37 protein-coding genes are annotated in these 25,348 nt (G+C 67.8%); all 37 read right to left on the bottom strand.

What is annotated here, in order from left to right:
- Nucleotides 1-43: 43 nt before the first annotated feature.
- Nucleotides 44-895, bottom strand: a complete 852-nt coding sequence (truA, locus tag IH80_RS0108935) for a tRNA pseudouridine(38-40) synthase TruA (protein WP_030959031.1) — start codon at nt 893-895, stop codon at nt 44-46.
- Nucleotides 896-997: 102 nt separating this feature from the next.
- Nucleotides 998-1,459, bottom strand: coding sequence for a 50S ribosomal protein L17 (gene rplQ / locus IH80_RS0108930; RefSeq protein WP_030154710.1), 462 nt, complete (start codon nt 1,457-1,459; stop codon nt 998-1,000).
- A gap of 105 nt (nt 1,460-1,564) precedes the next feature.
- Complete coding sequence (locus IH80_RS0108925; RefSeq protein ID WP_007265920.1) at nt 1,565-2,587, bottom strand: DNA-directed RNA polymerase subunit alpha; 1,023 nt, start codon at nt 2,585-2,587, stop codon at nt 1,565-1,567.
- A gap of 151 nt (nt 2,588-2,738) precedes the next feature.
- Nucleotides 2,739-3,143 (bottom strand): 30S ribosomal protein S11, encoded by a 405-nt coding sequence (rpsK, locus tag IH80_RS0108920; RefSeq protein ID WP_003956432.1) that lies wholly within the window; start codon nt 3,141-3,143, stop codon nt 2,739-2,741.
- A 54-nt stretch (nt 3,144-3,197) separates the two neighbouring features.
- Complete coding sequence (gene rpsM / locus IH80_RS0108915; protein WP_007265919.1) at nt 3,198-3,578, bottom strand: 30S ribosomal protein S13; 381 nt, start codon at nt 3,576-3,578, stop codon at nt 3,198-3,200.
- 199 nt (nt 3,579-3,777) lie between these two features.
- Nucleotides 3,778-3,891 (bottom strand): 50S ribosomal protein L36, encoded by a 114-nt coding sequence (rpmJ, locus tag IH80_RS0108910; RefSeq protein WP_003956441.1) that lies wholly within the window; start codon nt 3,889-3,891, stop codon nt 3,778-3,780.
- Nucleotides 3,892-3,964: 73 nt separating this feature from the next.
- Entirely contained in the window at nt 3,965-4,186 is a 222-nt protein-coding gene (gene infA, locus IH80_RS0108905; RefSeq protein ID WP_003956442.1) for a translation initiation factor IF-1, read from the bottom strand.
- A gap of 138 nt (nt 4,187-4,324) precedes the next feature.
- On the bottom strand, nt 4,325-5,176 hold the full coding sequence (map, locus tag IH80_RS0108900; RefSeq protein WP_030959029.1) for a type I methionyl aminopeptidase: 852 nt from the start codon (nt 5,174-5,176) through the stop codon (nt 4,325-4,327).
- A gap of 93 nt (nt 5,177-5,269) precedes the next feature.
- Nucleotides 5,270-5,917, bottom strand: coding sequence for an adenylate kinase (locus IH80_RS0108895; protein ID WP_030959027.1), 648 nt, complete (start codon nt 5,915-5,917; stop codon nt 5,270-5,272).
- Nucleotides 5,917-7,230: a preprotein translocase subunit SecY gene (gene secY, locus IH80_RS0108890; RefSeq protein WP_030026339.1), complete on the bottom strand. Its 1,314-nt coding sequence runs from the start codon at nt 7,228-7,230 to the stop codon at nt 5,917-5,919. Before secY ends, IH80_RS0108895 begins: the two co-directional genes overlap by 1 nt.
- A 187-nt stretch (nt 7,231-7,417) precedes the next feature.
- Nucleotides 7,418-7,873 carry a 50S ribosomal protein L15 gene (gene rplO, locus IH80_RS0108885; RefSeq protein ID WP_030842688.1) on the bottom strand — a complete coding sequence of 152 codons (456 nt, stop codon included), beginning with the start codon at nt 7,871-7,873 and terminating at the stop codon, nt 7,418-7,420.
- Between the two features lie 2 nt (nt 7,874-7,875).
- Complete coding sequence (gene rpmD, locus IH80_RS0108880) at nt 7,876-8,058, bottom strand: 50S ribosomal protein L30 (protein ID WP_005313525.1); 183 nt, start codon at nt 8,056-8,058, stop codon at nt 7,876-7,878.
- Entirely contained in the window at nt 8,058-8,660 is a 603-nt protein-coding gene (gene rpsE / locus IH80_RS0108875) for a 30S ribosomal protein S5 (RefSeq protein ID WP_007265914.1), read from the bottom strand. Before rpsE ends, rpmD begins: the two co-directional genes overlap by 1 nt.
- Nucleotides 8,661-8,705: 45 nt before the next feature.
- Nucleotides 8,706-9,089, bottom strand: coding sequence for a 50S ribosomal protein L18 (gene rplR / locus IH80_RS0108870; RefSeq protein WP_030026334.1), 384 nt, complete (start codon nt 9,087-9,089; stop codon nt 8,706-8,708).
- 2 nt (nt 9,090-9,091) lie between these two features.
- Nucleotides 9,092-9,631 (bottom strand): 50S ribosomal protein L6, encoded by a 540-nt coding sequence (rplF, locus tag IH80_RS0108865; protein ID WP_030773832.1) that lies wholly within the window; start codon nt 9,629-9,631, stop codon nt 9,092-9,094.
- 20 nt (nt 9,632-9,651) lie between these two features.
- Entirely contained in the window at nt 9,652-10,050 is a 399-nt protein-coding gene (rpsH, locus tag IH80_RS0108860) for a 30S ribosomal protein S8 (protein ID WP_007265911.1), read from the bottom strand.
- Between the two features lie 221 nt (nt 10,051-10,271).
- Entirely contained in the window at nt 10,272-10,457 is a 186-nt protein-coding gene (locus IH80_RS0108855; RefSeq protein ID WP_003956452.1) for a type Z 30S ribosomal protein S14, read from the bottom strand.
- A 5-nt stretch (nt 10,458-10,462) separates the two neighbouring features.
- Nucleotides 10,463-11,014, bottom strand: coding sequence for a 50S ribosomal protein L5 (rplE, locus tag IH80_RS0108850; RefSeq protein WP_030026331.1), 552 nt, complete (start codon nt 11,012-11,014; stop codon nt 10,463-10,465).
- Nucleotides 11,014-11,325, bottom strand: a complete 312-nt coding sequence (gene rplX / locus IH80_RS0108845) for a 50S ribosomal protein L24 (protein WP_030026329.1) — start codon at nt 11,323-11,325, stop codon at nt 11,014-11,016. The genes rplE and rplX overlap by 1 nt, the downstream gene beginning before the upstream one ends.
- A 2-nt stretch (nt 11,326-11,327) precedes the next feature.
- On the bottom strand, nt 11,328-11,696 hold the full coding sequence (rplN, locus tag IH80_RS0108840; protein WP_003956455.1) for a 50S ribosomal protein L14: 369 nt from the start codon (nt 11,694-11,696) through the stop codon (nt 11,328-11,330).
- Between the two features lie 105 nt (nt 11,697-11,801).
- Nucleotides 11,802-12,083 carry a 30S ribosomal protein S17 gene (gene rpsQ / locus IH80_RS0108835; RefSeq protein ID WP_030008467.1) on the bottom strand — a complete coding sequence of 94 codons (282 nt, stop codon included), beginning with the start codon at nt 12,081-12,083 and terminating at the stop codon, nt 11,802-11,804.
- The gene (rpmC, locus tag IH80_RS0108830) at nt 12,083-12,307 is read right to left on the bottom strand and encodes a 50S ribosomal protein L29 (RefSeq protein ID WP_007265907.1); all 225 of its coding nucleotides are present in this window, start codon (nt 12,305-12,307) and stop codon (nt 12,083-12,085) included. Before rpmC ends, rpsQ begins: the two co-directional genes overlap by 1 nt.
- Nucleotides 12,307-12,726, bottom strand: a complete 420-nt coding sequence (gene rplP / locus IH80_RS0108825; protein ID WP_030653642.1) for a 50S ribosomal protein L16 — start codon at nt 12,724-12,726, stop codon at nt 12,307-12,309. Before rplP ends, rpmC begins: the two co-directional genes overlap by 1 nt.
- A 5-nt stretch (nt 12,727-12,731) precedes the next feature.
- Nucleotides 12,732-13,571 carry a 30S ribosomal protein S3 gene (rpsC, locus tag IH80_RS0108820; protein ID WP_007265905.1) on the bottom strand — a complete coding sequence of 280 codons (840 nt, stop codon included), beginning with the start codon at nt 13,569-13,571 and terminating at the stop codon, nt 12,732-12,734.
- Complete coding sequence (gene rplV, locus IH80_RS0108815; RefSeq protein WP_007265904.1) at nt 13,571-13,918, bottom strand: 50S ribosomal protein L22; 348 nt, start codon at nt 13,916-13,918, stop codon at nt 13,571-13,573. Before rplV ends, rpsC begins: the two co-directional genes overlap by 1 nt.
- Before the next feature lie 43 nt (nt 13,919-13,961).
- A complete protein-coding gene (rpsS, locus tag IH80_RS0108810; protein ID WP_007265903.1) occupies nt 13,962-14,243 on the bottom strand; it encodes a 30S ribosomal protein S19 in 282 nt (93 codons plus the stop codon).
- Nucleotides 14,244-14,255: 12 nt separating this feature from the next.
- Nucleotides 14,256-15,092 (bottom strand): 50S ribosomal protein L2, encoded by an 837-nt coding sequence (gene rplB, locus IH80_RS0108805; protein WP_030388860.1) that lies wholly within the window; start codon nt 15,090-15,092, stop codon nt 14,256-14,258.
- Between the two features lie 39 nt (nt 15,093-15,131).
- A complete protein-coding gene (gene rplW, locus IH80_RS0108800) occupies nt 15,132-15,455 on the bottom strand; it encodes a 50S ribosomal protein L23 (protein WP_007265901.1) in 324 nt (107 codons plus the stop codon).
- Nucleotides 15,455-16,105 carry a 50S ribosomal protein L4 gene (rplD, locus tag IH80_RS0108795; RefSeq protein ID WP_030959024.1) on the bottom strand — a complete coding sequence of 217 codons (651 nt, stop codon included), beginning with the start codon at nt 16,103-16,105 and terminating at the stop codon, nt 15,455-15,457. The genes rplW and rplD overlap by 1 nt, the downstream gene beginning before the upstream one ends.
- A gap of 5 nt (nt 16,106-16,110) precedes the next feature.
- On the bottom strand, nt 16,111-16,755 hold the full coding sequence (gene rplC / locus IH80_RS0108790; RefSeq protein WP_007265899.1) for a 50S ribosomal protein L3: 645 nt from the start codon (nt 16,753-16,755) through the stop codon (nt 16,111-16,113).
- 14 nt (nt 16,756-16,769) lie between these two features.
- Nucleotides 16,770-17,078 (bottom strand): 30S ribosomal protein S10, encoded by a 309-nt coding sequence (rpsJ, locus tag IH80_RS0108785; protein ID WP_003948644.1) that lies wholly within the window; start codon nt 17,076-17,078, stop codon nt 16,770-16,772.
- Between the two features lie 467 nt (nt 17,079-17,545).
- Entirely contained in the window at nt 17,546-18,655 is a 1,110-nt protein-coding gene (locus IH80_RS0108780) for a hypothetical protein (RefSeq protein WP_030959023.1), read from the bottom strand.
- A 90-nt stretch (nt 18,656-18,745) separates the two neighbouring features.
- Nucleotides 18,746-21,349 carry a peptidoglycan recognition protein gene (locus IH80_RS40675; protein WP_051808968.1) on the bottom strand — a complete coding sequence of 868 codons (2,604 nt, stop codon included), beginning with the start codon at nt 21,347-21,349 and terminating at the stop codon, nt 18,746-18,748.
- A 138-nt stretch (nt 21,350-21,487) separates the two neighbouring features.
- Entirely contained in the window at nt 21,488-23,170 is a 1,683-nt protein-coding gene (locus IH80_RS0108770) for a hypothetical protein (protein WP_158943337.1), read from the bottom strand.
- Between the two features lie 157 nt (nt 23,171-23,327).
- Complete coding sequence (locus IH80_RS0108765) at nt 23,328-24,230, bottom strand: glycosyltransferase family 2 protein (protein WP_030959018.1); 903 nt, start codon at nt 24,228-24,230, stop codon at nt 23,328-23,330.
- Nucleotides 24,231-24,236: 6 nt separating this feature from the next.
- Nucleotides 24,237-24,659, bottom strand: a complete 423-nt coding sequence (locus tag IH80_RS0108760) for a DUF2304 domain-containing protein (RefSeq protein ID WP_078906390.1) — start codon at nt 24,657-24,659, stop codon at nt 24,237-24,239.
- Complete coding sequence (locus IH80_RS0108755) at nt 24,656-25,345, bottom strand: glycosyltransferase family 2 protein (RefSeq protein WP_030959016.1); 690 nt, start codon at nt 25,343-25,345, stop codon at nt 24,656-24,658. The genes IH80_RS0108760 and IH80_RS0108755 overlap by 4 nt, the downstream gene beginning before the upstream one ends.
- Between the last annotated feature and the right edge of the window lie 3 nt (nt 25,346-25,348).

Genomic DNA, 25,348 nt, shown 5'->3' with positions numbered 1-25,348 from the left:
GTCCAGGTCGGCGCGCGATCCGCCCAAACGGTTCGGCGGCGGCTCAGCAGCAGCCGGCGCCCGGCAGGGTGCGCATGTTGCGCGCCTCCCTGCTGCGGGCGGCCAGCAGCTCGTCGGCCGGGTAGCCGACCTCCTCCAGGGTCAGCCCGTGGGGCTTGACCACGTGCACCGAGGAGTCCCGTACGCCGGCGGCCAGCACCTTGCCGGGCCAGTCCGTGGGCCGGTGGCCGTCCCCGACGTGCAGCAGGGCGCCCACCAGGGAACGGACCATGTTGTGGCAGAAGGCGTCGGCGCGGACGGTCGCGGTGATGACGCCGTCCTCGGCGCGCTCCCAGCCGAGCTGCTGAAGCGTACGGATCGTCGTGGCACCCTCACGCTTCTTGCAGTACGCGGCGAAGTCGTGCTCGCCCAGCAGCGCGGCGGAGGCCTCGTTCATGGCGTCCACGTCGAGGGGCCACTGGTGCCAGAGGACGTGGCCGCGGCGCAGCGGGTCCACGCCGCCCTGGTGGTCGCCCACGCGGTAGGCGTAGCGGCGCCAGACGGCCGAGAAGCGCGCGTTGAAGCCCTCGGGGGCCTCGGCGACCTTCCACACCCGTACGTCGTGCGGCAGCCGGCCGGCGAGGCGCCGCAGCAGCTTGTCGTGGTGCTCGGCCCACACCTCCTCGGCGAGGTCGAACTGCGCGACCTGTCCGCGGGCGTGCACGCCGGCGTCCGTCCGCCCGGCCACCGTCAGCTCGACCGGCTCCCGCAGTCGCATCACGGTCTGCAGGGCGCTCTCCAGCTCGCCCTGGACGGTCCGCAGCGTGCGCTGCTTCGCCCAGCCGGAGAAGTCCTTGCCGTCGTAGCTCAGGTCCAGCCGCACCCGGACGTGCCCGGGCTCCACCTCGTCACTCACGTGACCGATCCTCTCAGAATCACCCATATGCAGAACGGGCCCGCCCCGGGAGGGGGCGGGCCCGTTCAGAGCCGATCAAGCAAGCTCGATCCCGTAGCGGGATCAGGCCTCCTTGGTCTCCTCGGCGGGGGTCTCGACAGCCTCCGCCTCCTTGACCGCGCGCTTGGTGGCGGCCTCGGCCTCACCGGTGGCCTGCTGGGCGACCGTGAGGGCCTCGACCAGCTCGATCACGGCCATCGGGGCGTTGTCGCCACGACGGTTGCCGATCTTGGTGATGCGCGTGTAACCACCGGGGCGGTTCTCGTAGCGCGGGGCGATCTCGGTGAACAGCGTGTGCACGATGCTCTTGTCCGTGATCGTCTGCAGCACCAGGCGACGGTTGTGGATGTCGCCCTTCTTGGCCTTGGTGACCAGACGCTCGGCGTAGGGACGCAGGCGGCGGGCCTTGGCCTCGGTGGTGGTGATGCGGCCGTGCTCGAAGAGCGCCTTCGCGAGGTTCGCGAGCAGGTGCTTCTCGTGCGCGGCGGAGCCGCCCAGGCGGGCACCCTTTGCGGGACGCGGCATTGTTACTCCTTCAAATCTGCACCGGCCGTGTCAGGTACCGGAGTCAGTTCCCTCAGGCGGTCGCGAGAGGGGGGTGCGGGGGGCGCGAGCCCCCCGCAAGCTTTCTCAGTACTGCTCGGTCTCGACGAAACCGGCGTCCGCGTCGTCGTCGGCGCCGAAGGCGTCGGCGGCGGCGGTCGGGTCGAATCCGGGCGGGCTGTCCTTGAGGGCCAGGCCCATGCCGGCCAGCTTCGCCTTGACCTCGTCGATCGACTTCGCACCGAAGTTGCGGATGTCGAGCAGGTCGGCCTCGGAGCGGGCGACGAGCTCACCCACGGAGTGGATGCCCTCGCGCTTGAGGCAGTTGTACGACCGGACGGTGAGCTCGAGCTCCTCGATCGGCAGCGCCAGGTCGGCGGCCAGGGCGGCGTCCGTCGGGGACGGGCCCATGTCGATGCCCTCGGCATCGATGTTGAGCTCGCGGGCCAGACCGAACAGCTCGACCAGGGTCTTGCCGGCGGACGCCATGGCGTCACGCGGGCGCATGGCCTGCTTGGTCTCGACGTCGACGATCAGCTTGTCGAAGTCGGTGCGCTGCTCGACTCGGGTCGCCTCGACCTTGTAGGTGACCTTGAGGACCGGGCTGTAGATGGAGTCGACCGGGATGCGGCCGATCTCCTGGCCCAGCTGCTTGTTCTGGACGGCGGAGACGTAGCCGCGACCGCGCTCGACGGTCAGCTCCATCTCCAGCTTGCCCTTGCCGTTGAGCGTGGCGAGGACGAGGTCCGGGTTGTGCACCTCGACACCGGCCGGGGGCGCGATGTCGGCAGCGGTGACCAGGCCGGGGCCCTGCTTGCGCAGGTACATCACGACCGGCTCGTCGTGCTCCGAGGAGACGACCAGCTGCTTGATGTTGAGGATGATGTCCGTGACGTCTTCCTTGACGCCCGGCACGGTGGTGAACTCGTGCAGGACGCCGTCCACGCGGATGCTGGTGACAGCGGCACCCGGGATGGAGGACAGGAGGGTACGGCGCAGGGAGTTGCCGAGGGTGTAACCGAAGCCCGGCTCCAGCGGCTCGATCACGAACCGCGAGCGGTACTCGTCAACGACCTCTTCGGTCAGCGACGGACGCTGAGCGATAAGCATGTCTGTGTTCCTTCATTCGTGGACGCCCACTATTTGACGCCCGACGGGAGGCCGTACCGGGGGTACGGCTACTGCAAGGGTACGGGCGGTACGTCCCCCGAAGGGGTCGTACCGCCCGGACACTCAAGAACGCACAGGTGCGTCCGCTGCGTCAGACGCGGCGGCGCTTCGGCGGGCGGCAGCCGTTGTGCGGGGTGGGGGTGACGTCCTGGATCGAGCCGACCTCGAGGCCGGTGGCCTGGAGGGAGCGGATCGCGGTCTCACGGCCGGAGCCGGGACCCTTGACGAAGACGTCGACCTTGCGCATGCCGTGCTCCTGCGCGCGGCGGGCGGCCGACTCGGCGGCCATCTGCGCGGCGAAGGGGGTGGACTTGCGCGAGCCCTTGAAGCCGACGTGGCCGGCGGAGGCCCAGGAGATCACGTTGCCGGACGGGTCCGTGATCGAAACGATGGTGTTGTTGAACGTGCTCTTGATGTGGGCGTGCCCGTGAGCGACGTTCTTCTTTTCCTTGCGGCGCACCTTCTTGGCAGCGCCCTGACGACCCTTGGGGGGCATCTAAATCTCCTACGGGAGGTGGTCGGTCCTACAGCGCAAGACCGCTGAACAGGACTACTTCTTGCCCGGCTTCTTCTTACCGGCGATCGCGCGACGCGGGCCCTTGCGGGTACGCGCGTTCGTGCTGGTGCGCTGACCGTGCACCGGGAGGCCGCGACGGTGGCGGATGCCCTGGTAGCACTGGATCTCGATCTTGCGACGGATGTCGCCCTGGATCTCGCGGCGGAGGTCACCCTCGGTACGGAGGTTGGCGTCCACGTACTCGCGGATCTTGACGAGGTCCTCTTCGGCCAGGTCACGAACGCGGGTGTTCGGGTTCACGCCGGTGGAGGCGAGGATCTCCTTGGACCGGGTGCGCCCGATACCGAAGACGTAGGTGAGTGCGATCTCCACACGCTTTTCGCGCGGGATGTCAACACCGGAAACGCGTGCCATTCAATGGCTCCTGTGTGTTCGGGGGTCTTCCACAGAACCGATCCCGACCGCCGACCACCCGAGTGGGTGATGGTACGTCCGGGTCCCCGGCCCCCGCCGGAGGTGCCGCCGGCCCGTTGCGGGGCTGGGCGGGTTCTGCGTATGTACGTTTTCTTACGTCGCGCGAAGAACTGCGTTAAGGCAGGTCGGTCGGCGTGCGTCAGCCCTGGCGCTGCTTGTGGCGCAGGTTGTCGCAGATGACCATGACCCGGCCGTGACGGCGGATCACCTTGCACTTGTCGCAGATCTTCTTGACGCTCGGCTTGACCTTCATGTTGGTGAGGTTCTCCGGGTCAGTGCCACCACCCGCACCGGGACGGACGCCCAGGCAGGAGTGAGAGCAAGATCTACTTGTATCGGTAGACGATCCGGCCACGCGTCAGGTCGTAGGGAGAGAGCTCCACAACGACCCGGTCATCGGGCAGGATGCGGATGTAGTGCATGCGCATCTTCCCGCTGATGTGCGCGAGGACCTTGTGACCGTTCTGGAGTTCCACCTTGAACATGGCGTTCGGGAGGGACTCGATCACGGTGCCCTCGATCTCGATGGCACCTTGCTTCTTGGCCACGCTTCGCCTTTCGAATCGGCTACCTTGATCGGCCTCGCGCCCCATGCGGACATGGGAGTGCACGAGAGCCGACGAGTCAGTCTACGTCAGGGCACCCAGAAAGACGAATCCGGAAAGTTTGCCCCAGAGTCTAGATCATTAACCGAGGGGGTCCGGGGCCGTGGTGACCCCGTACTCCGCCAGCTTCGCCTTGCCGCAGTCCGGGCTGGTCAGGACGATCGGACCGGCCTCCGTCAGCGCGATGGAGTGCTCCCAGTGCGAGGACCAGGTGCCGTCCGTGGTGATGACCGTCCAGTCGTCCGAAAGGACCTCCGTCTGGGCGGTGCCCAGGGAGACCATCGGCTCGATCGCCAGGCAGACGCCCGGGACCAGCTTGATCCCCTTGCCCCGCTTCCGCGAGACGTAGTTCAGCAGGTGGGGGTCCATGTGCATCTCGGACCCGATGCCGTGGCCGCCGTAGTCCTCGATGATGCCGAACTTGCCGCGGCTGTGCTCACCGGTGGCGGGGCGGGGCTGGCGCTTGATGTACGTCTCGATCGCCTTGGAGATGTCGACGAGGCGGTTGCCCAGCTTCATGGCGGCGATGCCGGCCCACATCGACTCCTCCGTCACCCGGGAGAGCTCCACGAGCTCGGGCGCGTGGCCGGTGCCGACGAAGGCGGTGTACGCCGCGTCGCCGTGCCAGCCGTCGACGATGGCGCCGGCATCGATCGAGATGATGTCGCCGTCCTTGAGGACGGTCTTGTCGTCCGGGATGCCGTGGACGACGACCTCGTTCACCGAGGTGCAGATCGTCGCGGGGAAGCCTCCGTAGCCGAGGAAGTTCGACTTGGCCCCGGCGTCCGCGATGACCTTGCGGGCCACCATGTCCAGATCCCGCGTCGTGGCGCCCGGCACGGCCGCCTCACGGGTCGCCGCATGGATCGCGGCGACGACCAACCCCGCCTCGCGCATCTTCGCGATCTGCTCGGGGGTCTTGATCTGCACCATAGGGGCGTGCCTTCCAGCTTCGAAACGGGTCTTCTCAACAGTACGGCCGCGATGCCCTGGGGACACCGCGGCCGTACCTGTACTACTGGGGGACTACTTCTGCAGGGCGTCCATGGCGCGCTTCGTGACGTCCGCGACCTCACCGAGGGCCGGAATGGTCACCAGCAGGCCCTGGGCCTTGTAGTAGTCGATGATCGGCTCGGTCTGCGTGTGGTAGACCTCCAGCCGGTTGCGCACCGTGGCCTCGGAGTCGTCACCGCGCTGGTAGAGCTCGCCACCGCAGTGGTCGCAGACGCCCTCGGTCTTCGGGGCGGCGTACACGACGTGGAAGACGTGCGCGGACTCGTTGCGGCAGACGCGGCGGCCGGCGATGCGCTTGACGACCTCGTCCTCCTCGACCTCCAGGTCGAGGACGGCGTCGAGCTTCATGCCCGACTCCTGGAGCATCACGTCGAGGGCCTCGGCCTGCGAGACGTTGCGCGGGAAACCGTCGAGCAGGAAGCCGCCCGCGGCGTCGGGCTGCTCCATCCGGTCCTTCGCCATACCGATGGTGATCTCGTCCGGGACGAGGTCGCCGGCGTCCATGAACGCCTTGGCGCGCAGGCCCAGCTCGGTGCCCTGACTGATGTTGGCCCGGAACAGGTCGCCCGTGGAGATGTGCGGGATCGACAGGTTCTTGGCAAGGAACGCGGCCTGCGTTCCCTTGCCCGCACCGGGCGGTCCGACGAGGACGATTCGCATCAGCGGAGGAACCCTTCGTAGTTGCGCTGCTGGAGCTGGCTCTCGATCTGCTTCACGGTTTCCAGACCCACACCCACGATGATCAGGATGCTCGTCCCGCCGAACGGGAAGTTCTGGTTCGCTCCGAAGCCGGCCAACGCCATCGTCGGCACAAGAGCGATGAGACCCAGGTACAGCGACCCCGGCCAGGTGATCCGGTTGAGCACGTAGCTCAGGTACTCAGCGGTGGGTCGACCGGCGCGGATACCCGGGATGAACCCACCATACTTCTTCATGTTGTCTGCAACTTCCTCGGGGTTGAACGAGATCGCCACGTAGAAGAACGCGAAGAAAACGATCAGGAGGAAGTAGACCGCGATGTAGTACGGGTGGTCGCCCTTGACGAAGTGCTTCTGGATCCAGGTGGCCCAGCCCGCGGTGGACCCGCTGAACTGCACGACGAGCGCCGGGATGTAGAGCAGCGACGAGGCGAAGATGACGGGGATGATGCCCGCCTGGTTCACCTTGAGCGGGATGTAGGTGGAGGTCCCGCCGTAGGCGCGGCGGCCGATCATGCGCTTCGCGTACTGGACCGGGATCCGGCGCTGCGCCTGCTCGACGAAGACCACCAGGCCGACCATCGCGAGGCCGACCAGCATGACGACGCCGAACTCGACCCAGCCGTCGGCGATCTTGCCCTGGAGCTTGATCTGCCACAGGGCGCCGATGAAGCCGGCGGCGATCGAGATGAACATGAGGATCGACATGCCGTTGCCGATGCCGCGGTCGGTGATGAGCTCACCGAGCCACATGACGACGCAGGTACCGGCGGTCATGGTGACCACCATGACGACCGTGGTGAAGATCGACCGGTCGGGAACGATCTGGCTGGCGACCTGGCATCCCTGGAACAGGGCGCCCGTCCGGGCGGTGGCGACGAGGCCGGTGCCCTGGAGGATCGCGAGCGCGACCGTCAGATAGCGCGTGTACTGAGTGATCTTCGCCGTGCCGGACTGGCCCTCTTTCTTGAGGGTCTCCAGCTTCGGGATGACCACGGTCAGCAGCTGCAGAATGATGCTCGCCGTGATGTACGGCATGATGCCGAGCGCAAAGATCGTGATCTGCAGCAGCGCGCCACCGCTGAACATGTTGACGAGGCCGAACAGACCATTGCTGCTTCCGGCCTGTTCGACGCAGATCTGTACGTTCTTGTAGCTCACGCCGGGAACGGGGACATGTGACCCGAGCCGGAACAGCACGATGATGCCGAGCGTGAAGAGCAGCTTCTTGCGCAGGTCGGGCGTCTTGAACGCCCGGGCGAACGCGGTGAGCACGGTGCCTCCTGCGACCCCCGCGCTACTGCGTCAGAGGTGACGGTCTGAGGGATCGACGTATACGACAAAGCAATGGTGCACGCCACCTTACCGGCGAGTGTGCCCCCCGTGGAACGACCAACCGGGGATGCCCCATATGTGAGGCATCCCCGGTCGGGTTTTGAGCTATTCAGCCACTGAAATCGTCTTAGACGAGCTCGGTGACGGTGCCGCCGGCAGCGGCAATCTTCTCCTTGGCGGAGGCGGAAACGGCGTCAACCGAAACCTGCAGCGCCACGGAGAGCTCGCCCTGGCCCAGGACCTTGACGAGGCTGTTCTTGCGAACCGCGCCCTTGGCAACCAGGTCGGCCACCGTGACTTCTCCACCCTCGGGGTAGAGAGCACTGAGCTTGTCCAGGTTGACGACCTGGAACTCGGTGCGGAACGGGTTCTTGAAGCCCTTGAGCTTCGGCAGGCGCATGTGGAGGGGCATCTGCCCACCCTCGAAGCGCTGCGGGATCTGGTAGCGGGCCTTCTGGCCCTTCGTACCACGACCGGCCGTCTTACCCTTCGACGCCTCACCACGACCGACACGGGTCTTCGCGGTCTTGGCACCGGGGGCGGGACGGAGGTTGTGGGCCTTCAGCGGGCTGTTCTCAGCCATGATTAGTCAACCTCCTCAACCGTCACGAGGTGGCGGACGGTGTGCACCATTCCGCGGAACTCGGGGCGGTCCTCCTTGACGACGACGTCGTTCAGGCGCTTGAGCCCGAGCGAACGCAGCGTGTCGCGGTGGTTCTGCTTGCTGCCGATGTACGACTTCGTCTGCGTGATCTTGAGGCGGGCCATCAGACACCCGCCCCGGCACGTGCACGAAGGAGAGCCGCGGGGGCGACGTCCTCGAGCGGCAGACCACGGCGAGCCGCGATCTCCTCGGGACGCTGCAGACCCTTGAGGGCCTCCACGGTCGCGTGCACGATGTTGATCGCGTTGTCGGAGCCGAGCGACTTCGACAGGATGTCGTGAACGCCGGCGCACTCCAGAACGGCGCGCACCGGGCCACCGGCGATAACACCGGTACCGGGGGAAGCAGGCTTCAGCAGGACAACGCCGGCCGCCTTCTCGCCCTGGATCGGGTGCGGGATGGTGCCCTGGATGCGGGGAACCTTGAAGAAGTTCTTCTTGGCTTCCTCGACGCCCTTGGCGATGGCCGCGGGAACTTCCTTGGCCTTGCCGTAACCGACACCTACGGTGCCGTCACCGTCACCCACCACGACGAGCGCGGTGAAGCTGAAGCGACGACCACCCTTGACAACCTTGGCGACACGGTTGATCGCGACAACGCGCTCAACGTAAGCGGTCTTCTCGGCGGCAGCGCCACCGTCGCGACCCTTCCGGTCCCGCCGCTCGCCGCCACCGGCACCGCTTCCGCGGCGCTGGGGTCCAGCCATTGGATTACCTCTCTCTGTTACGTCCGTGAGTCCCGGAACCGGGGCTTAGAACTTCAGCCCGGCTTCGCGGGCGGCGTCAGCCAGAGCGGCAATGCGCCCGGCGTATCGGTTGCCACCGCGGTCAAAGACGACGGTCTCGACACCCGCGGCCTTGGCACGCTCGGCGACGAGCGCGCCGACGGCCTGGGCCTGGGCGCTCTTGTCGCCTTCGCCACCGCGGATCGAAGCGTCCAGGGTCGACGCCGACGCCAGGGTGTGGCCCTGGAGGTCGTCGATGACCTGAGCAACGATGTTGCGGTTGGAACGCGTCACGACGAGGCGCGGACGCTCCGCCGTACCCGAGACGTTCTTGCGGATGCGGATGTGGCGGCGAGCCTTGGCAGCGCGCTTGTACGCGTCGCCCTTGGCGATCTTCACACCGTATGCCATGGCTACTTACCAGCCTTTCCGACCTTGCGGCGGATGACCTCGCCGGCGTACTTGACACCCTTGGCCTTGTACGGGTCGGGCTTCCGCAGCTTGCGGATGTTGGCGGCGACCTCGCCGACCTTCTGCTTGTCGATGCCCTCGACCGAGAACTTGGTCGGCGACTCGACCTTGAAGGAGATGCCCTCGGGCGCCTCCACCAGGATCGGGTGGCTGTAGCCGAGCTGGAACTCCAGGTCGGAGCCCTTCGCGGCCACGCGGTAACCGACACCGCTGATCTCGAGAGCCTTGACGTATCCCGTGGTCACACCGGTGATCATGTTCGCCACCAGCGTGCGGGACAGGCCGTGCAGGGCCTTGTTCTGACGCTCGTCGTTCGGACGGGTGACGTTCAGAACGCCGTCCTCGTCCTTGACAACTGCGATGGGCGCCTTAACGGTGTGCGCGAGGGAACCCTTGGGGCCCTTCACGTTGACCGTCTGGCCATCGATGGTGACGTCCACACCGGCGGGAACCTGGATGGGGAGCTTGCCGATTCGCGACATTGCTTTTCCTCCGTTCCCGACTACCAGACGTAGGCGAGGACTTCCCCACCTACGCCCTTCTTGCCTGCCTGCTGGCCGGTCAGGAGACCGTGGGACGTGGAGATGATCGCCACGCCCAGGCCGCCGAGGACCTTCGGCAGGTTGGTGGACTTCGCGTACACGCGCAGACCGGGCTTCGAGATCCGCTTGATGCCCGCGATGGAGCGCTCACGGTTCGGCCCGAACTTCAGCTCGAGGACGAGGTTCTTGCCGACCTCGGCGTCCTCGACCTTCCAGCCGGTGATGAAACCCTCCTGCTTGAGGATCTCCGCGATGTGCGACTTGATCTTGCTGTGCGGCATCACGACGGTGTCGTGGTACGCCGAGTTAGCGTTACGCAGACGCGTGAGCATGTCTGCGATGGGGTCAGTCATGGTCATGAAGTGGCCTTCGGCCTCTCTCGCCGGGGTTTCCTGTATGCGCCATCCCTCTCCCCACTCAGTGGCGGGACGGGTGCGGCACGGGGACCTACGGCGTAGTAAGTCGATAGGGCGGCGGACGCCCAACCACACAAGCCTAAGGCATGCGCGGCTGGGCACCCACCGTCCAGATGCTTACCGAGAGTGCCTGGAAACGCCCAAGTCCTTGCGGACGAGGGTGATTACCAGGAGCTCTTGGTCACGCCCGGCAGCTCGCCACGGTGAGCCATCTCACGGAGGCACACGCGGCAGAGGCCGAACTTGCGGTACACGGAGTGGGGGCGACCGCAGCGCTGGCAGCGGGTGTACGCACGCACACCGAACTTGGGCTTACGGGCAGCCTTCGCGATGAGAGCCTTCTTCGCCATCTCGCTTACGCCTCCTTGAAGGGGAAGCCGAGGTGACGAAGGAGCGCGCGGCCCTCAGCGTCGTTGGTCGCCGTGGTGACCACGGTGATGTCCATACCCCGGGTACGGTCGATCTTGTCCTGGTCGATCTCGTGGAACATGACCTGCTCCGTGAGACCGAAGGTGTAGTTGCCACGGCCGTCGAACTGCTTCGGCGACAGACCACGGAAGTCACGGATACGCGGCAGCGCGAGCGACAGCGTACGGTCCAGGAACTCCCACATACGGTCACCACGGAGGGTGACGTGGCAGCCGATCGGCTGACCCTCGCGCAGCTTGAACTGCGCGATGGACTTGCGGGCCTTCGTGACGGCCGGCTTCTGACCGGTGATCGTCGTCAGGTCGCGGATGGCACCGTCGATCAGCTTCGAGTCACGGGCGGCGTCGCCGACACCCATGTTCACGACGATCTTGACGAGGCCGGGGATCTGCATGACGTTCTCGTAGGAGAACTCCTCACGCAGCTTGCCCGCGATCTCCTCGCGGTACTTCGTCTTCAGACGCGGAGTGGTAGCCATCAGATGTCCTCACCCGTGCGCTTGGCAACGCGGATCTTGTTGCCCTCGTCGTCGAAGCGGTAACCGACGCGGGTGACGACCTTCTTGCCGTCCTTCTCCACGACCAGCTGGACGTTGGACACGTGGACCGGAGCCTCGGTGATCACGATGCCACCGGCCTGGTTCTGGCCGGCCTTGGTGTGCTTCTTGACCCGGTTGACACCCTCGACCAGGACGCGGTTCTCGGCGGGGAAGGCGACGATGACCTTGCCCTGCTTGCCCTTGTCCTTACCGGTGATGACCTGTACCAGGTCGCCCTTCTTGATCTTCATGCTTACAGCACCTCCGGCGCGAGCGAGATGATCTTCATGAACTTCTTCTCGCGCAGCTCACGGCCGACGGGGCCGAAGATACGGGTGCCGCGAGGGTCGCCGTCGTTCTTCAGAATGACGGCGGCGTTCTCGTCGAAGCGGATGTACGAGCCGTCCTGGCGGCGGCGCTCCTTGACGGTGCGAACGATGACCGCCTTGACGACGTCACCCTTCTTCACGTTGCCACCGGGGATCGCGTCCTTGACGGTGGCGACGATGACGTCACCGATGCCCGCGTAGCGGCGACCGGAGCCACCGAGAACACGGATGCAAAGGATCTCCTTGGCACCAGTGTTGTCGGCGACACGCAGTCGCGACTCCTGCTGGATCACGTCTATCTCCTGTTTGTCTGCCGGTTCCCGGCCGGGGCTTCACTGCGACGAGCGGAGCCCCGGCCGAGCCTGGCGGAACGAACCTAAGGGAAACCCCTCAGGTGCTTACTTGGCCTTCTCGAGGATCTCGACGATGCGCCAGCGCTTGCTCGCCGACAGCGGACGCGTCTCCATGATGAGGACGCGGTCGCCGACGCCGGCAGCGTTCTGCTCGTCGTGAGCCTTGAGCTTGTTCGTACGGCGGATGACCTTGCCGTACAGCGCGTGCTTGACGCGGTCCTCGACGGCGACGACGACGGTCTTGTCCATCTTGTCGCTGACGACCAGACCCTCACGGGTCTTGCGGAAGCCGCGCTCGGTCTTCTCAGTCACGTTGTTCTCGCTCATCAGGCGTTCTCCACCGTCTCGATACCGAGCTCACGCTCGTGCATCAGGGTGTAGATGCGAGCGATGTCCTTACGGACGGACTTGAGCCGGCCGTTGTTCTCCAGCTGGCCGGTGGCCGCCTGGAAGCGGAGCTTGAACAGCTCCTCCTTGGCCTCGCGCAGCTTGGCAACGAGCTCCTCGTTGCCGAGCTCGCGGAGCTCGGACGCCTTGGTTCCCGTCGCCATCACGACTCACCTGCCTCGCGCTTGACGATCCGGCACTTCATCGGCAGCTTGTGGGCCGCACGAGTGAGGGCCTCACGCGCAATCTTTTCGTTCGGGTAGGACAGCTCGAACATGACCCGGCCCGGGTGCACGTTCGCGATCCACCACTCCGGGGAACCCTTACCGGAACCCATGCGGGTCTCGGCAGGCTTCTTCGTCAGCGGACGGTCCGGGTAGATGTTGATCCAGACCTTGCCGCCACGCTTGATGTGGCGGGTCATCGCGATACGAGCCGCCTCGATCTGGCGGTTCGTCACGTAGGCGGGGGTGAGCGCCTGGATGCCGTACTCGCCGAACGAGACCTCAGTACCGCCCTTGGCCATACCGCGGCGCTTCGGGTGGTGCTGCTTGCGGTGCTTGACCCTACGAGGGATCAGCATGTCGGTCAGGCCTCCGTTCCGGTGCTCTCAGCCGGAGCGGCGGCGGGAGCGTCGGCCTTGGGGGCCTCGGCACCAGCAGCCTGCTGCGGCTTGCGGCCACCACGGCCGCCGCGCTCGCCACCACGGCCACCACGGCCGGCGGGACGGTCGCCAGCGCCGGCACCACGGGCCGGGCGGTTACCCGCACGGGCCGCAGCGTTCTCGGCGCGAACCTCGGCGATGTTCTTGACGTCGCCCTTGTAGATCCAGACCTTCACGCCGATCCGGCCGAAGGTGGTCTTGGCCTCGAAGAAGCCGTAGTCCACGTTCGCGCGCAGCGTGTGCAGCGGCACACGACCCTCGCGGTAGAACTCGGAGCGGGACATCTCGGCGCCGCCGAGACGGCCGCCACACTGGATCTTGATGCCCTTGGCGCCGGCCTTCATCGTGCCCTGCATGCTCTTGCGCATGGCACGACGGAAGGAGACGCGGGAGGAGAGCTGCTCGGCAACGGCCTGGGCAACCAGCTGAGCGTCGAGCTCGGGGTTCTTGACCTCGAGGATGTTCAGCTGGACCTGCTTGCCCGTGAGCTTCTCGAGGTCACCGCGGATGCGGTCGGCCTCGGCGCCACGGCGGCCGATGACGATGCCCGGACGAGCGGTGTGGATGTCCACACGCACGCGGTCACGGGTGCGCTCGATCTCAACCTTCGAGATGCCGGCGCGCTCCATGCCGGACGTCATCATCCGACGGATGGCGACGTCTTCCTTGACGTAGTCCTTGTACAGCTTGTCGGCGTACCAACGCGACTTGAAGTCGGTGGTGATGCCGAGCCGGAACCCGTGCGGGTTTACCTTCTGGCCCATTACCGGGAACCTTCCTTGCTGCTGACGACCACGGTGATGTGGCTGGTCCGCTTGCGGATCCGGTAGGCACGGCCCTGGGCACGCGGACGGAACCGCTTCAGGGTCGGGCCCTCGTCCACGTACGCCTCGCTGATGACCAGCGTGGAGGCGTCCGGGTGGTTGTAGTTGTGTGCGGCGTTGGCAATGGCGCTGTCCAGCACCTTGCCGACCGGCACGCTCGCGGCCTGCGGGGCGAAACGCAGGACCGCCTGAGCCTCCGTGGCATCCATGCCACGGATAAGGTCCACCACGCGGCGGGCCTTCATGGGCGTGACGCGGATGTACCGCGCCTGGGCCCTGGCTTCCATGGTTGTCCCTTCGGTGTAAGTCATAGTCGTAACCACCCCGCCTTTAGCGGCGCTTCGACTTCCGGTCGTCCTTGACGTGGCCGCGGAAGGTGCGAGTCGGCGAGAACTCGCCGAGCTTGTGGCCGACCATCGACTCGGTGACGAACACCGGGACGTGGGTCTTGCCGTTGTGCACCGCGATGGTGTGACCCAGCATGCTGGGGATGATCATCGAGCGACGGGACCAGGTCTTGATGACGTTCTTGGTACCAGCTTCGTTCTGAGCGTCCACCTTCTTTACGAGGTGGTCGTCGACGAAGGGTCCCTTCTTGAGACTGCGCGGCATCTAAACCCGCTCCTAGCGCTTCTTGTTCGTCTTGCGGCGGCGGACGATGTACTTGCTCGAAGCCTTCTTCGGCGAGCGAGTACGACCCTCCTTCTGACCCCACGGGGAGACCGGGTGGCGACCACCACTGGTCTTGCCCTCACCACCACCGTGCGGGTGGTCAACCGGGTTCATCGCGACACCGCGGACGGACGGGCGAACGCCCTTCCAGCGCATGCGGCCGGCCTTGCCCCAGTTGATGTTCGACTGCTCGGCGTTGCCGACCTCGCCGACCGTGGCGCGGCAGCGCGCGTCGACGAGACGGATCTCGCCGGACGGCATGCGGAGGTGGGCCATGACGCCCTCCTTCGCGAGCAGCTGCACGGAGGCACCAGCGGAGCGGGCGAACTTCGCGCCGCCACCGGGACGGAGCTCGATCGCGTGGATCGTGGTACCGACCGGGATGTTGCGGAGCGCCAGGTTGTTGCCGGGCTTGATGTCGGCCGTCGGGCCGTTCTCGATCCGGTCACCCTGCTGCAGACCGCGCGGCGCGATGATGTAGCGCTTCTCGCCGTCGGCGTAGTGCAGCAGCGCGATGCGCGCGGTGCGGTTGGGGTCGTACTCGATGTGCGCGACCTTGGCCGGCACGCCGTCCTTGTCGTGACGACGGAAGTCGATCACGCGGTAGGCGCGCTTGTGTCCGCCGCCCTGGTGGCGAACGGTGATCCGGCCGGTGTTGTTACGGCCGCCCTTGCTGTGCAGAGGGCGAACCAGCGACTTCTCCGGCGTGGACCGCGTGATCTCGACAAAGTCGGCGACGCTGGAGCCACGACGGCCCGGGGTCGTCGGCTTGTACTTGCGGATACCCATTTCTCAGTCCTCGTCCGATTCCGGACGACTAGACCTCCGTTAGGAGGCCTGGCCGCCGAAGATGTCGATACGGTTGCCCTCGGCAAGGGTCACGATGGCGCGCTTGGTGTTGGCACGCTTGCCGAAACCGGTCTTGGTGCGCTTGCGCTTACCCTGACGGTTGATCGTGTTGACCCCGGTGACCTTGACCGAGAAGACCGCCTCGACGGCCTGCTTGATCTGGGTCTTGTTGGCGCCGGGCGCGACGATGAACGTGTACTTGTTCTCGTCCAGCAGCGCGTAGCTCTTCTCCGAGACAACCGGCTTGATCAGCAGGTCGCGCGGGTCGGTGAAGGTCTTGCTGGTAACGGTCGCCTCAGACATCAGGCGTCGCTCCCTTCGGTCTCGTCGGCCTTGGGGCCAGACACGAAGGACTCGAGCGCGGCCTGGGTGAAGACCACGTCGTCAGAGACGATCACGTCGTACGTGTTCAGCTGGCCCGGCTCCAGGATGTGAACCTGGGGCAGGTTGCGGGCGGACAGCCACGCGGCCTCGTCGGCACGCTCGACGACCAGGAGCAGGTTCTTGCGCTCCGAGATCTTGCCGAACAGCGTCTTGGCGGCCTTCGTGGAGGCGGCACCCTCGACCACGCCGGTGACGACGTGGATGCGGGAGTGACGCGCACGGTCCGAGAGGGCACCGCGGAGGGCGGCGGCCTTCATCTTCTTGGGGGTCCGCTGCGAGTAGTCACGCGGCTGCGGGCCGTGGACGACGCCACCGCCGGCGAACTGCGGAGCGCGGGTCGAACCCTGACGGGCGCGGCCGGTGCCCTTCTGGCGGTAAGGCTTCTTGCCACCACCACGGACTTCGCCACGGGTCTTGGTCTTGTGCGTGCCCTGACGGGCAGCGGCCAGCTGGGCGACGACGACCTGGTGGATCAGCGGAACGCTGGTCTTCGCGTCGAAGATCTCCGCGGGGAGCTCGACGGTACCGGCCTTGTCGCCTGCCGGCGAAAGGATGTCAATGGTGCTCATTAACCTCAAGCCCCCTTGGCCGCGGTACGGACCAGGACGAGGCCGCCGTTCGGACCGGGGACTGCGCCCTTGATGAGGAGCAGACCCTTCTCCGCGTCTACCGCGTGGATGGTCAGGTTCTGGGTGGTGACGCGCTCGTTACCCATGCGACCGGCCATGCGCATGCCCTTGAAGACACGCCCAGGGGTGGCGCAGCCACCGATCGAACCGGGGGAGCGGTGCTTGCGCTGCACACCGTGACCGGCGCCGAGGCCCCGGAAGTTGTGCCGCTTCATGACACCGGCGAAGCCCTTGCCCTTGCTGTTGCCCGTGACGTCAACCTTGACGCCGGACTCGAACACCTCAGCAGTGATCTCCTGGCCGAGCGTGTACTCGCTGGCGTCGGAGGTGCGGAGCTCCACCAGGTGGCGGCGGGGGGTCACGTCGGCCTTGGCGAAGTGGCCCTTGAGGGGCTTGTTCACCTTGCGCGGGTCGATCTCGCCGAAGGCGATCTGGACCGACTCGTAGCCGTCGATGTCGTTCGTACGGACCTGGGTAACGACGCAGGGCCCGGCCTTGACGACGGTCACCGGGACGACACGGTTGTTCTCGTCCCAGACCTGGGTCATGCCGAGCTTCTCGCCCAGGACGCCCTTGATCTGCTTTGCCATCTTCTCGACGCCTCTCAGAGCTTGATCTCGATGTCAACGCCGGCCGGAAGGTCCAGGCGCATCAGCGAGTCAACGGTCTTGGGCGTCGGGTCGAGGATGTCGATCAGGCGCTTGTGCGTGCGCATCTCGAAGTGCTCGCGCGAGTCCTTGTACTTGTGCGGCGACTTGATGACGCAGTACACGTTCTTCTCAGTGGGCAGCGGCACCGGGCCCGCGACCGACGCACCAGTGCGCGTCACCGTCTCGACGATCTTCTTCGCCGAGGAGTCGATGACCTCGTGGTCGTAGGCCTTGAGCCGGATGCGGATCTTCTGTCCCGCCATGGCTACTCCGTAGTCCTGTCTCTGTGTGGAAACGCTCTGGCTCCCGGTCGGCTGCGGGACGGATCCCGCGGCCTCTCCTCCGACCCACGCGGTCGGGCGTGTCGCACTCCCTCCACAGAAAATTCCCATACGGAAATTCCCTCGTCCAAGGGGGTGCGGTCCCATGACCGCGATTCGGGGGAGAAACACCCACCGAGTGCCTGGTGGGCACCGTGCTGACACTTCCCAGAAGATTCCCGTACGTCCGTCCCCATTGCTGCCCCGAGAGGCAGATTAAGGACGACGAGTACTGTGGGACTCGCTTCCGGTCCCCCCGGCGGGAGGCGCGCAGCATCGGCACTCAGCCGAGCAACTTGAGTAGTCTGCCATACGAGACACGTACCTGGCCAATCGGGCCGAAGAGAATACCCCGCCACGCTGAGTGGTCAAACCGCGCCGCGCCCTTCGCGGGGCGGGGCCTCCCCCGGTCAGGAGCGGGTCACCGTCCCGCACCCCTTCTCGTCGTTGATCTCCCTGCTGCGGTCGTACGGGTCCACCGCCGGCCCGGTGGGCTGCGGCCCCGCGGGCAGGTCCGCCGTGAACTGCGGGTGGAGGAACCCGTCGGCCGCCTCGCACTCCACGTTGGACCACTCCGAGTGGTACGCGCGCAGCTGGAGACGTCCCCGGGTGGTCTCCCAGCGGGCCGGGTCGAGCAGGGCGAAGGTGGTCTGCCGCCGCACGATGGTGCGCTGTACCTCCGAGCCCCCCTGCGCCGGCGTCACGGGGTGGACGAAGGTGTAGTCCGCCACCACGAGCAGCTCGCCGGGCTGCCCCTGCTCCGCGCGCATGCTGCCGCGCACCTTGACGACGTCGCCGACCGGCTTGACCCGGGCGGGGTCGAAGCGGGTGAACAGCAGGACGGGCGTGTCCTGCGCGGTGGGCGCCTTCAGGTACTGCTCCACGTCCTCCAGCAGGTCGGGCTGGCGGGGGTCGAGGAGCGCGATCGCGGAGGCGGGCCGGTCCCCCCTCAGGGTCGCCGGGTCCAGGTTGGCCGCGACCAGGAACTGCCGGGCCTTCTGGAGCGCGTCCGCGACCGTCTCCGCGGACATCCCGGCCACGGGCGTCGCCGCGGGGAGCTCGATGCCGGCGGCGCCGTCCGCCCACTGGAGGGCCGGGGAGCCGCGGAAGGGCTCTTTCAGGGTCGGCTGGTCGGGCGGCAGCGACGGGGGCGCGGCGGTCGGCCGTACGGACTCCGCGGGCAGCGGGGCCGCCCTCGCGGCGTCCTCGCGGGCCTGGGCCCTGCCGGTGATCCGGTCGATCACCAGCTCGGGCCGTACGGCGATCAGCGCGAGCGCCGCGATGGCCACGACGGCCGCGGCGGCCCCCAGCCGGCCGGGCCGGCGGCGCCGGCGCGGTACGGGACCGGTGCGCCAGCCCGGCGGCTCCTGGCCCTGTGTGGAGCGCAGCCGCTCGGTGACCATCCGCGCCCGTGCGGACGGCTCCCTCGGCGCGTCCCCCGCCCCCTGCTCGGCCTGCGCCGCGAACCGGGCCCACTCCTCGTCGGAGATGCCGGGTGCGCCGTTGTCGTTGTTCCCCATGTCTGTCCTCCCCTTGTCCCCCGCACGAGCGCGAGGGGCTCCGCACCGGGTGGTGCGGAGCCCCTCAGCTGTGCAAAGACGTTTCTTCCGTCAGCGGAAGTACCCGGTGATGTCCGCGATGAGATCCACGGAGCCCGAGTTGTTGTAGAAGCTGACCTTGCCGTCCACCACGGGCACGACCACCAGGTTGGGGATCGTGAGGCCGGCGGTGAAGTTCAGGTTCGACGCGCTGGAGCGGGTCGTGCCGCTCGGGAAGACCGACACGAAGCTCGCCTCGGTCGGGTTCGTCGCGGTCACGTTCAGCACCACGGCCTTGATCCCGGTGGCCGGGACGCCGCCGACGCCCGCCACGGGCAGGGTGACGACGCTGCCGCCGGTGACCGGGCCCTTGCGGACGCCGGTGCCGGTGCGGGTGTCCATCAGGCGCTTCGGGCCGAAGTTGGCGTGCGCGGCGCCCGTGTCGCTGTCCGAGAAGTAGCCGGTGATGTCCGCGATCAGGTCGACGGTGCCCTGGTTGTTGTAGAAGCTGACCTTGCCGTCCACGACGGGCACGACCACCAGGTTGGGGATGGTCTGGCCCGGGGTGAAGTTCAGGTTCGACGCGCTGGAGCGGGTGGTGCCGCTCGGGTACACCGACACGAAGCTCGGCTGGGTCGGGTTCGTCGCCGTCACGTTCAGGACGACGGCCTTGACGCCGGTGGCCGGGATTCCGTCGACGCCCGCCACGGGCAGGGTGACCACGCCGCCGGCGCCGACCGGGGCGGCCGGGACGCCGGTGCCGGTGCGGGTGTCCATCAGGCGCTTCGGGCCGAAGTTGGTCTGGGTGGCGCCGTCACCGGTCGAGGTGAAGTAGCCGGTGATGTCCGCGATCAGGTCGACGGTGCCCTGGTTGTTGTAGAAGCTGACGCTCCCGTTGACGACGGGCACGACCACCAGGTTGGGGATCGTCTTGCCCGGCGTGAAGTTCAGGTTCGACGCGCTGGAGCGGGTCGTGCCGCTCGGGTACACCGACACGAAGCTCGGCTGGGTCGGGTTCGTCGCCGTCACGTTCAGCACGACCGCGGTGGGCGTGCCGCCGGTCGCGGCGGCCACCGGCAGGGTGACCACTTCGCCGCTGCCGACCGGGCCCCTGCGGACGCCGAGACCCTCACGGGTGTCCATCAGGCGCTTCGGAGAGAGCGGGACGAACGTGGCGCCCTTGACCACCGCGTCGACGGTGACCGGCAGGCTCGTGGAGACCTTGCCGTTCGCGGCGGTCGCCCGGACCCGGACCTCGTGCTTGCCGTCGGTCACGACGGCGGTCGCCTTGCGGGCGGCGCCGTCGGTCACCGCGGTGGCCTCGCCGTCCACGAGCAGCTCGAACTTGGCCAGTCGGCCGGTGGCCGTGCTGGTGGTCCAGTCGACCGTGAGGGCGGCGCCGCTCGGGAGGGTGGCGCCCGGCGTGGCCGTCGCCCCGTTCACGGAGGCGATCTTCAGCTGGGCGGCGGGTCCCGTCTGACGGAGCGCTTCGAGCTGCGGGTAGAGCGAGTTGCCGGGGCACTGGGTGTTGAAGCCGTCGCGGTGACCCGAGAGCGACTTGAACTCGTACGGCTGGCCGGCGGTGAAGCTCTTGCCGGAGAAGTTCGTCTGCGTGGCGCCCGCGGTCAGCGTCACGGTGCCGTTCATGTCGCCGTCGTACTGGCCCAGCTTGTACGCCGCGACCTTGGAGATGCCGTCGAGCGCGGCGGCCGAGGCGCCGGCGTTGGTGTAGTCGCCGAGGACGGAGACGCTCGTCGACTCCGCGTTCCAGCCGTAGGTGTGGGCGCCCTGGACGGGCTGGTCCACACCGCCCTGGCGGCCCTCGAAGACCGTTCCGCACTTGTCGACGAGGAAGTTGTAGCCGAGGTCGCGCCAGCCGTTGCCCTTCACGTGGTAGACGTGCAGGCTGCGGACGATCGCCGCGGACTCGGAGCACTCGTACGGCGCGGTGGCCGCGGTGTGGTGGACGAAGACCGCCTTGATCTTCCCGCCGGGCAGGTAGACCGGGCCCTCGTCGTTCAGGGACTCGTCGGCGCCCCACTGCACGCGCGAGACCACGTCCGGCCGCGGGGCGGTCGATTCCGGTCCCGGCGTCGTCGGCGCGGGGTCCACGGCGGGGAGGGCGAAGGCGGCCGGGCCGAGGCCCAGGTCGCCCTTCTTCTTCGCCTTCGCGGCGCCGGCACCCGGGTCCACCAGGTTCAGCTCCATGCCGGCGGGCAGCGTGCCGCCCCCGGTCACCCGTACTTCGGCGCCGTCGGACGGGCCGACCCAGACGGGTTCGGTGGCGCCGCGCAGACCGGGGCGCTTGCCGTCGAGGCCGGACTCGGCCTGCTCCAGCACGACCCACTTCGACCACTTGCCGCTGTCGGCGTCACGGGTGCGGGCCTCGATCCTGCCCTTCACCTCGGCCTCGGGGTCGGCCCAGGAGACGCCGAGGAGCCCGAACGGCTCGGTGTCCTGCTGGGAGAGGACCGCCTCGCCCCTGCCCTTGGGCTTGAGGGCGAGCTTGTGCAGCTCTCCCGCGACCGGGCCCTTCTCCCGGGCACGGGCGCTGTAGGGCGACACCTCGTCCCCGTCGGAACCGCCCGTGCCGTTTGCGACACCCTGGATGCCCAGGACCGCTACGACGCCGAGCGCGGCGGCCAGAGCCGTCCCGCGCGCACGACCTATCTTCAAGTTGTCCCCAACCCCTGTAAGGATCCTGCCAGGTGACAGCACTGGCCGACCGGATCCTACTGGCCGCCGTGACGACCGATCAGCGGGGGGACGGGGGCTCGCGCGTGATGCGCGTCGCAGTCGGGTCGCACGCGAGTGCTATTCCACCGACTTGTCCTTGAATGGCGCCTTGCGGCCGCAGATCGCGGGCCAGTCCTTCGCCACGATGTTCGCGCACCAGATCTCGCCGTCGTCCTCGAACTGCTTCCACAGCTTGACCTGGAGGTCCTCGCAGTCCTTGTTCGGCGCGAAGCGCGGGCACTTGCCGCTCGGCAGCTTGATGTTGTGCGCACGCCAGGCGTCGAGGCCCATGAGGTCGGTGTCCTCGTGCGTCGGCATGTACCGGTTGACCGACCAGGAGGCGCCCATGGTGGCGAACAGCGCGACCGCGCACACCATGCCCGCCGAGAGCTGACGGATCGTCCGCCGCGGGATGACCCGCGCCGAGGGCTCGGCGGAGGCCGGCCGCAGGGTCCGCTCCGTCCAGCCCGCGCCGCGCTGGACCGCCGCCATCACACCGAGGACCGCCAGGATCATCAGCGAGTACATGATGATCCAGGTGGTCCGCGGGAAGAGCTGCACCGCCTTGTCGTGCGCCATGTGCGAGGCGAACCAGAAGCGGGCCAGCCAGGCGCCCGCGAGGACCGCCGCGGCGGTACGGACCATGACGTGGCGCAGGCCGAGGCCGACACCGAGGCCCACGCCCAGGATCAGCAGCAGCGCGAACCCGGTCTGGCCCGCCATCTCCCCCGATACCGGCCACTGGTTGTACTTGATGTAGCCCGTCCGGTCGGAGATCCAGCCCAGGACGTACCCGGGGTCCGCGTACACACCGAGGTAGGCGTACCGGTCCGGGGTCTGCGAGCCCAGCCGTGCCATCTGGTAGAGCAGCGGGGCGCCGATGACGCCTGCCGTGACCAGCACGGACCCGACGAACAGCGCCGCCCGCTTCACCGCGGGGGCGCCGGCCCGCCACGGGAAGAGGAAGAGGAAGAGCACGGCGGCGCCGGGCGCGGCCCAGACGAACCAGCCCGAGTACCAGAGGAAGAGCCCGCCGAAGACCGCGCCGAGGCCCGCGCCCCGCAGCACCAGGGGCTTCGGAGTGCGGCCGGCCGACCGGCGCAGCTCGCGGAAGAGGTACCCGAGGAGCGGCAGCAGCACGATCATCACGACGTGGCTGTACGGGCGGACCGGGTCGAGGAACAGCACGGCCGCCGGGACCGCGATCAGCAGCGCCCAGAAGGGACGGAGCAGCAGGCGCCACGACAGGTACGCCATCGGGCCGACCAGGGCGCTGCAGACGATCTGGAGGTCGTGCAGGGCGAAGCCCGAGCTGCCGAGTCCGTCGTAGCGGACCTTGGCCCACAGCGCGATCAGCGCCGGGAACGCGGGCGGGTAGATGCCGGACATGCCCTCGCCCGACAGGAACGAGTTGGCCATCTCCACCAGGACGCTCGGGTCGCCCTCCTGGCCGCCGAGCGGGTGCGGGGTGCCGCGCAGCGCGACGACGATGCCGCCGGCCACCACACCGGTGGCCAGCCCGGCCAGGGCGCCGCAGACCAGCCGCTTGACGAGCACGTGGCGCCGGACCGAGCCCCGGTAGGCCGTGTAGAGCAGCAGTCCGAGCAGCGGGAGTCCGAGTACGGCCACGTACAGCTGGAGCTTGGCGAGCCCGCTGACCTGGCCCAGGCGGTTCATCGGGTTGACGCTGATGTGCCGGCTCAGCAGCGTGAACCCGAGGGCTGCCACCACGCTGACGAGCACCTCGGCCAGGATCTGCACCCACCGACGGGACAGCCACCCCCCGCTCCGCGAAGGGGAGGGGCGGCTCTCGCCCTGCGCCGGTTCGCCAGGACGCTGGGCCGGGGCGCCGGCGTCGCCGACCGCCTCGGGGGCCAGGTGTGTCATCTCGGTCCGTTTCGTGGTGGGCGGAGTCTGATCAGTTCTGGCCGGAGGTGAAGGCGTGCTTCGCCAGGGTGCGGGCGCCCTCCTTGTTGCCACTGCGCAGGGCTCCGGGGAGCATCGTCAGCGCGTGCAGCCGGGAGGCGCTGTGGAAGCGCGCGGCGCGCGCCGCCTTCGGCCAGCCGCGGGCGTCCATACGGGCGGCCACCGCGGAGAAGTAGCGCTCGGCCTCGGCGAAGCGGGTGCCGGAGAAGGCCTGTACCGACGACTCGCTGACGGCGTGCCGGCGGTACTGGAAGACGGTCGTCGAGTTGTCGACGACCATCTGCTCCCCGCCTTCGAGCAGGTCGACCACGAGCGCGAGGTCCTGGATGACCGAGTAGTCGTCCCGGAAGTTCACCTTGCGCAGCACCTCGCCGCGCCAGGCGATCGACGGGAAGTAGAGCCAGTTGCCGCGCAGCACGCTGGCGGCCAGCTCCTCCCCGCCCATCAGACGGCGGCCCTTCACCTGCGGTGCGTACAGCCGCTTCTTGGTGGTGTCGGCGAGGCCGCCCTGGGTGACCTGGCCGGTGCCGTCGATGACCTCGACGCCCGGCTGGACCATGCCGATGCCCGGGTGGGCCTCGACGATCCCGCGGACGGTCTCCAGGTAGTGCGGGTGCAGCACGTCGTCGCAGCCCATGATGACCACGTGGTCTGCCTCGGACAGCTGCACGCACTTCTGGAAGTTCTTGGTGATGCCGAGGTTCTGCTCGTTGCGCGTGTAGTGCACGCGGTCGTCGCCGAGCGCGGCGAACCAGCCCGGTACGTCGGGCTCCTTGCCGTCGTCGATCACGACGAGGCGGAAGTCCCGGTCCGTCTGTGCGAGGACGCTGCGTACGGCGTCCTGCATCAGCTGCACGTCCCCGTAGTAGGGGAGCATGAAGTCGAAGGTCACCATGGAGCTTCAGGCCTTCACGGAGTCGGAGTCGGCGTCGGCGTCCGCCTTGACGACTGCCCCGGTGCCGGGCTCGGCACTCAGACGCTCGTCGTTGTGCCGCATGCCCTCGTTGATGGCCACGGTCCGGGCGAGGTCGGTGATCTTCTTCTCCAGCGAGCGGAACCGCAGGAAGGTGTTGAGCGTGAGGAAGCCCATCGCGAGGACCATCACGTAGAGCACCAGGTCGGTGCCGCGGCCTACGCCGAGCTGGTGCGCGAGCCAGGTGACGTCCGTCGGGCGGAGCACCGCGTACACGTTGACGACGACGAACAGCGAGAACGCGATGCGCTTCCAGGCCCGGTTCTTCGCCTGGCTCCACGTACGGATGAACACCAGGGCCATCGACACGGAGCCGACGATCAGGACGAGCTGGATCCAGAAGTACTTCATCGACGCCCACGCTCCCGCAGCGAAATGTCAAAGATGATGTTCACGCCGTTGATGAGGGACTGGCCCTTGGAGCGCGAGTATTCGGTGTAGAGGATGTCCACCGGGACCTCGGTGACCCGCAGGTCGGAGCCCGCCAGGAAACCGACGAGCTCGGACGCGTGCGCCATGCCGTTCATGGTGATGTTCAGCTGCTCGGCGGCCTTGCGGCTCAGGACGCGCAGCCCGTTGTGCGCGTCGGTGAGCTTGAGCTTGCGGGCGGTCGGGCTGACGGCGGCGGCCGTGCGCAGCACGACCTGCTTGATCCACGGCACCTGGCCGTTCTGCTCGATGAAGCGGGAACCGAGCACGACGTCGGCCTCGTCGCGCCGCAGCACGCCGACCATCGTCTCGACGTCCTTGGTCTGGTGCTGGCCGTCGGCGTCGAAGGTCGCGAAGTAGCGGGCGCCGGGCTGGGCGAGCGCGTACTTCAGACCGGTCTGGAGGGCCGCGCCCTGGCCGAGGTTGACCGGGTGGCGGACCAGGTGGGCGCCCGTGGTGGCTACGTGCTCGGCCGAGTCGTCGGTGCTGCCGTCGTCGACGACGACGATGTTGGGGAACGTCTTGCGGGCCCCCTCGACCACGTCGGCGATCACCTGGCCCTCGTTATAGGCCGGTATGACCAGCCAGACATCGTCGTATTGGGACACGGT

Origin of the sequence: Streptomyces sp. NRRL S-378 (assembly GCF_000720645.1) — a bacterium.
GTDB lineage: Bacteria > Actinomycetota > Actinomycetes > Streptomycetales > Streptomycetaceae > Streptomyces.
Note: the sequence above shows the minus strand (reverse complement) of the source record. Positions and strands in the feature narration are given on the sequence as shown.

Bases quoted from the DNA above. Each gene is read 5' to 3' on its own strand.
- rplD (WP_030959024.1), bottom strand. From the start codon at position 16,105: ATGAGCACCATTGACATCCTTTCGCCGGCAGGCGACAAGGCCGGTACC.
- rpsJ (WP_003948644.1), bottom strand. From the start codon at position 17,078: ATGGCGGGACAGAAGATCCGCATCCGGCTCAAGGCCTACGACCACGAG.
- rplO (WP_030842688.1), bottom strand. From the start codon at position 7,873: ATGGCTGAGAACAGCCCGCTGAAGGCCCACAACCTCCGTCCCGCCCCC.
- rpmC (WP_007265907.1), bottom strand. From the start codon at position 12,307: ATGGCGACGGGAACCAAGGCGTCCGAGCTCCGCGAGCTCGGCAACGAG.
- rplQ (WP_030154710.1), bottom strand. From the start codon at position 1,459: ATGCCGCGTCCCGCAAAGGGTGCCCGCCTGGGCGGCTCCGCCGCGCAC.
- IH80_RS0108895 (WP_030959027.1), bottom strand. From the start codon at position 5,917: ATGCGAATCGTCCTCGTCGGACCGCCCGGTGCGGGCAAGGGAACGCAG.
- rpsS (WP_007265903.1), bottom strand. From the start codon at position 14,243: ATGCCGCGCAGTCTCAAGAAGGGACCCTTCGTCGACGACCACCTCGTA.
- rpsH (WP_007265911.1), bottom strand. From the start codon at position 10,050: ATGACCATGACTGACCCCATCGCAGACATGCTCACGCGTCTGCGTAAC.
- rplB (WP_030388860.1), bottom strand. From the start codon at position 15,092: ATGGGTATCCGCAAGTACAAGCCGACGACCCCGGGCCGTCGTGGCTCC.
- rpsC (WP_007265905.1), bottom strand. From the start codon at position 13,571: ATGGGCCAGAAGGTAAACCCGCACGGGTTCCGGCTCGGCATCACCACC.
- IH80_RS0108855 (WP_003956452.1), bottom strand. From the start codon at position 10,457: ATGGCGAAGAAGGCTCTCATCGCGAAGGCTGCCCGTAAGCCCAAGTTC.
- rplF (WP_030773832.1), bottom strand. From the start codon at position 9,631: ATGTCGCGAATCGGCAAGCTCCCCATCCAGGTTCCCGCCGGTGTGGAC.
- rpsK (WP_003956432.1), bottom strand. From the start codon at position 3,143: ATGCCCCCCAAGGGTCGTCAGGGCGCTGCCAAGAAGGTGCGCCGCAAG.
- rplE (WP_030026331.1), bottom strand. From the start codon at position 11,014: ATGGCTACCACTCCGCGTCTGAAGACGAAGTACCGCGAGGAGATCGCG.
- rplW (WP_007265901.1), bottom strand. From the start codon at position 15,455: ATGTCTGAGGCGACCGTTACCAGCAAGACCTTCACCGACCCGCGCGAC.
- rpsE (WP_007265914.1), bottom strand. From the start codon at position 8,660: ATGGCTGGACCCCAGCGCCGCGGAAGCGGTGCCGGTGGCGGCGAGCGG.
- IH80_RS0108780 (WP_030959023.1), bottom strand. From the start codon at position 18,655: ATGGGGAACAACGACAACGGCGCACCCGGCATCTCCGACGAGGAGTGG.
- rplX (WP_030026329.1), bottom strand. From the start codon at position 11,325: ATGAAGATCAAGAAGGGCGACCTGGTACAGGTCATCACCGGTAAGGAC.
- rplC (WP_007265899.1), bottom strand. From the start codon at position 16,755: ATGGCAAAGCAGATCAAGGGCGTCCTGGGCGAGAAGCTCGGCATGACC.
- rplP (WP_030653642.1), bottom strand. From the start codon at position 12,726: ATGCTGATCCCTCGTAGGGTCAAGCACCGCAAGCAGCACCACCCGAAG.
- rplR (WP_030026334.1), bottom strand. From the start codon at position 9,089: ATGGCATACGGTGTGAAGATCGCCAAGGGCGACGCGTACAAGCGCGCT.
- rpsQ (WP_030008467.1), bottom strand. From the start codon at position 12,083: ATGAGCGAGAACAACGTGACTGAGAAGACCGAGCGCGGCTTCCGCAAG.
- IH80_RS0108765 (WP_030959018.1), bottom strand. From the start codon at position 24,230: ATGGTGACCTTCGACTTCATGCTCCCCTACTACGGGGACGTGCAGCTG.
- IH80_RS0108925 (WP_007265920.1), bottom strand. From the start codon at position 2,587: ATGCTTATCGCTCAGCGTCCGTCGCTGACCGAAGAGGTCGTTGACGAG.
- rplV (WP_007265904.1), bottom strand. From the start codon at position 13,918: ATGGAAGCCAGGGCCCAGGCGCGGTACATCCGCGTCACGCCCATGAAG.
- rpsM (WP_007265919.1), bottom strand. From the start codon at position 3,578: ATGGCACGCGTTTCCGGTGTTGACATCCCGCGCGAAAAGCGTGTGGAG.
- map (WP_030959029.1), bottom strand. From the start codon at position 5,176: ATGGTGCAGATCAAGACCCCCGAGCAGATCGCGAAGATGCGCGAGGCG.
- rpmJ (WP_003956441.1), bottom strand. From the start codon at position 3,891: ATGAAGGTCAAGCCGAGCGTCAAGAAGATCTGCGACAAGTGCAAGGTG.
- rpmD (WP_005313525.1), bottom strand. From the start codon at position 8,058: ATGGCCCGCCTCAAGATCACGCAGACGAAGTCGTACATCGGCAGCAAG.
- IH80_RS0108760 (WP_078906390.1), bottom strand. From the start codon at position 24,659: ATGAAGTACTTCTGGATCCAGCTCGTCCTGATCGTCGGCTCCGTGTCG.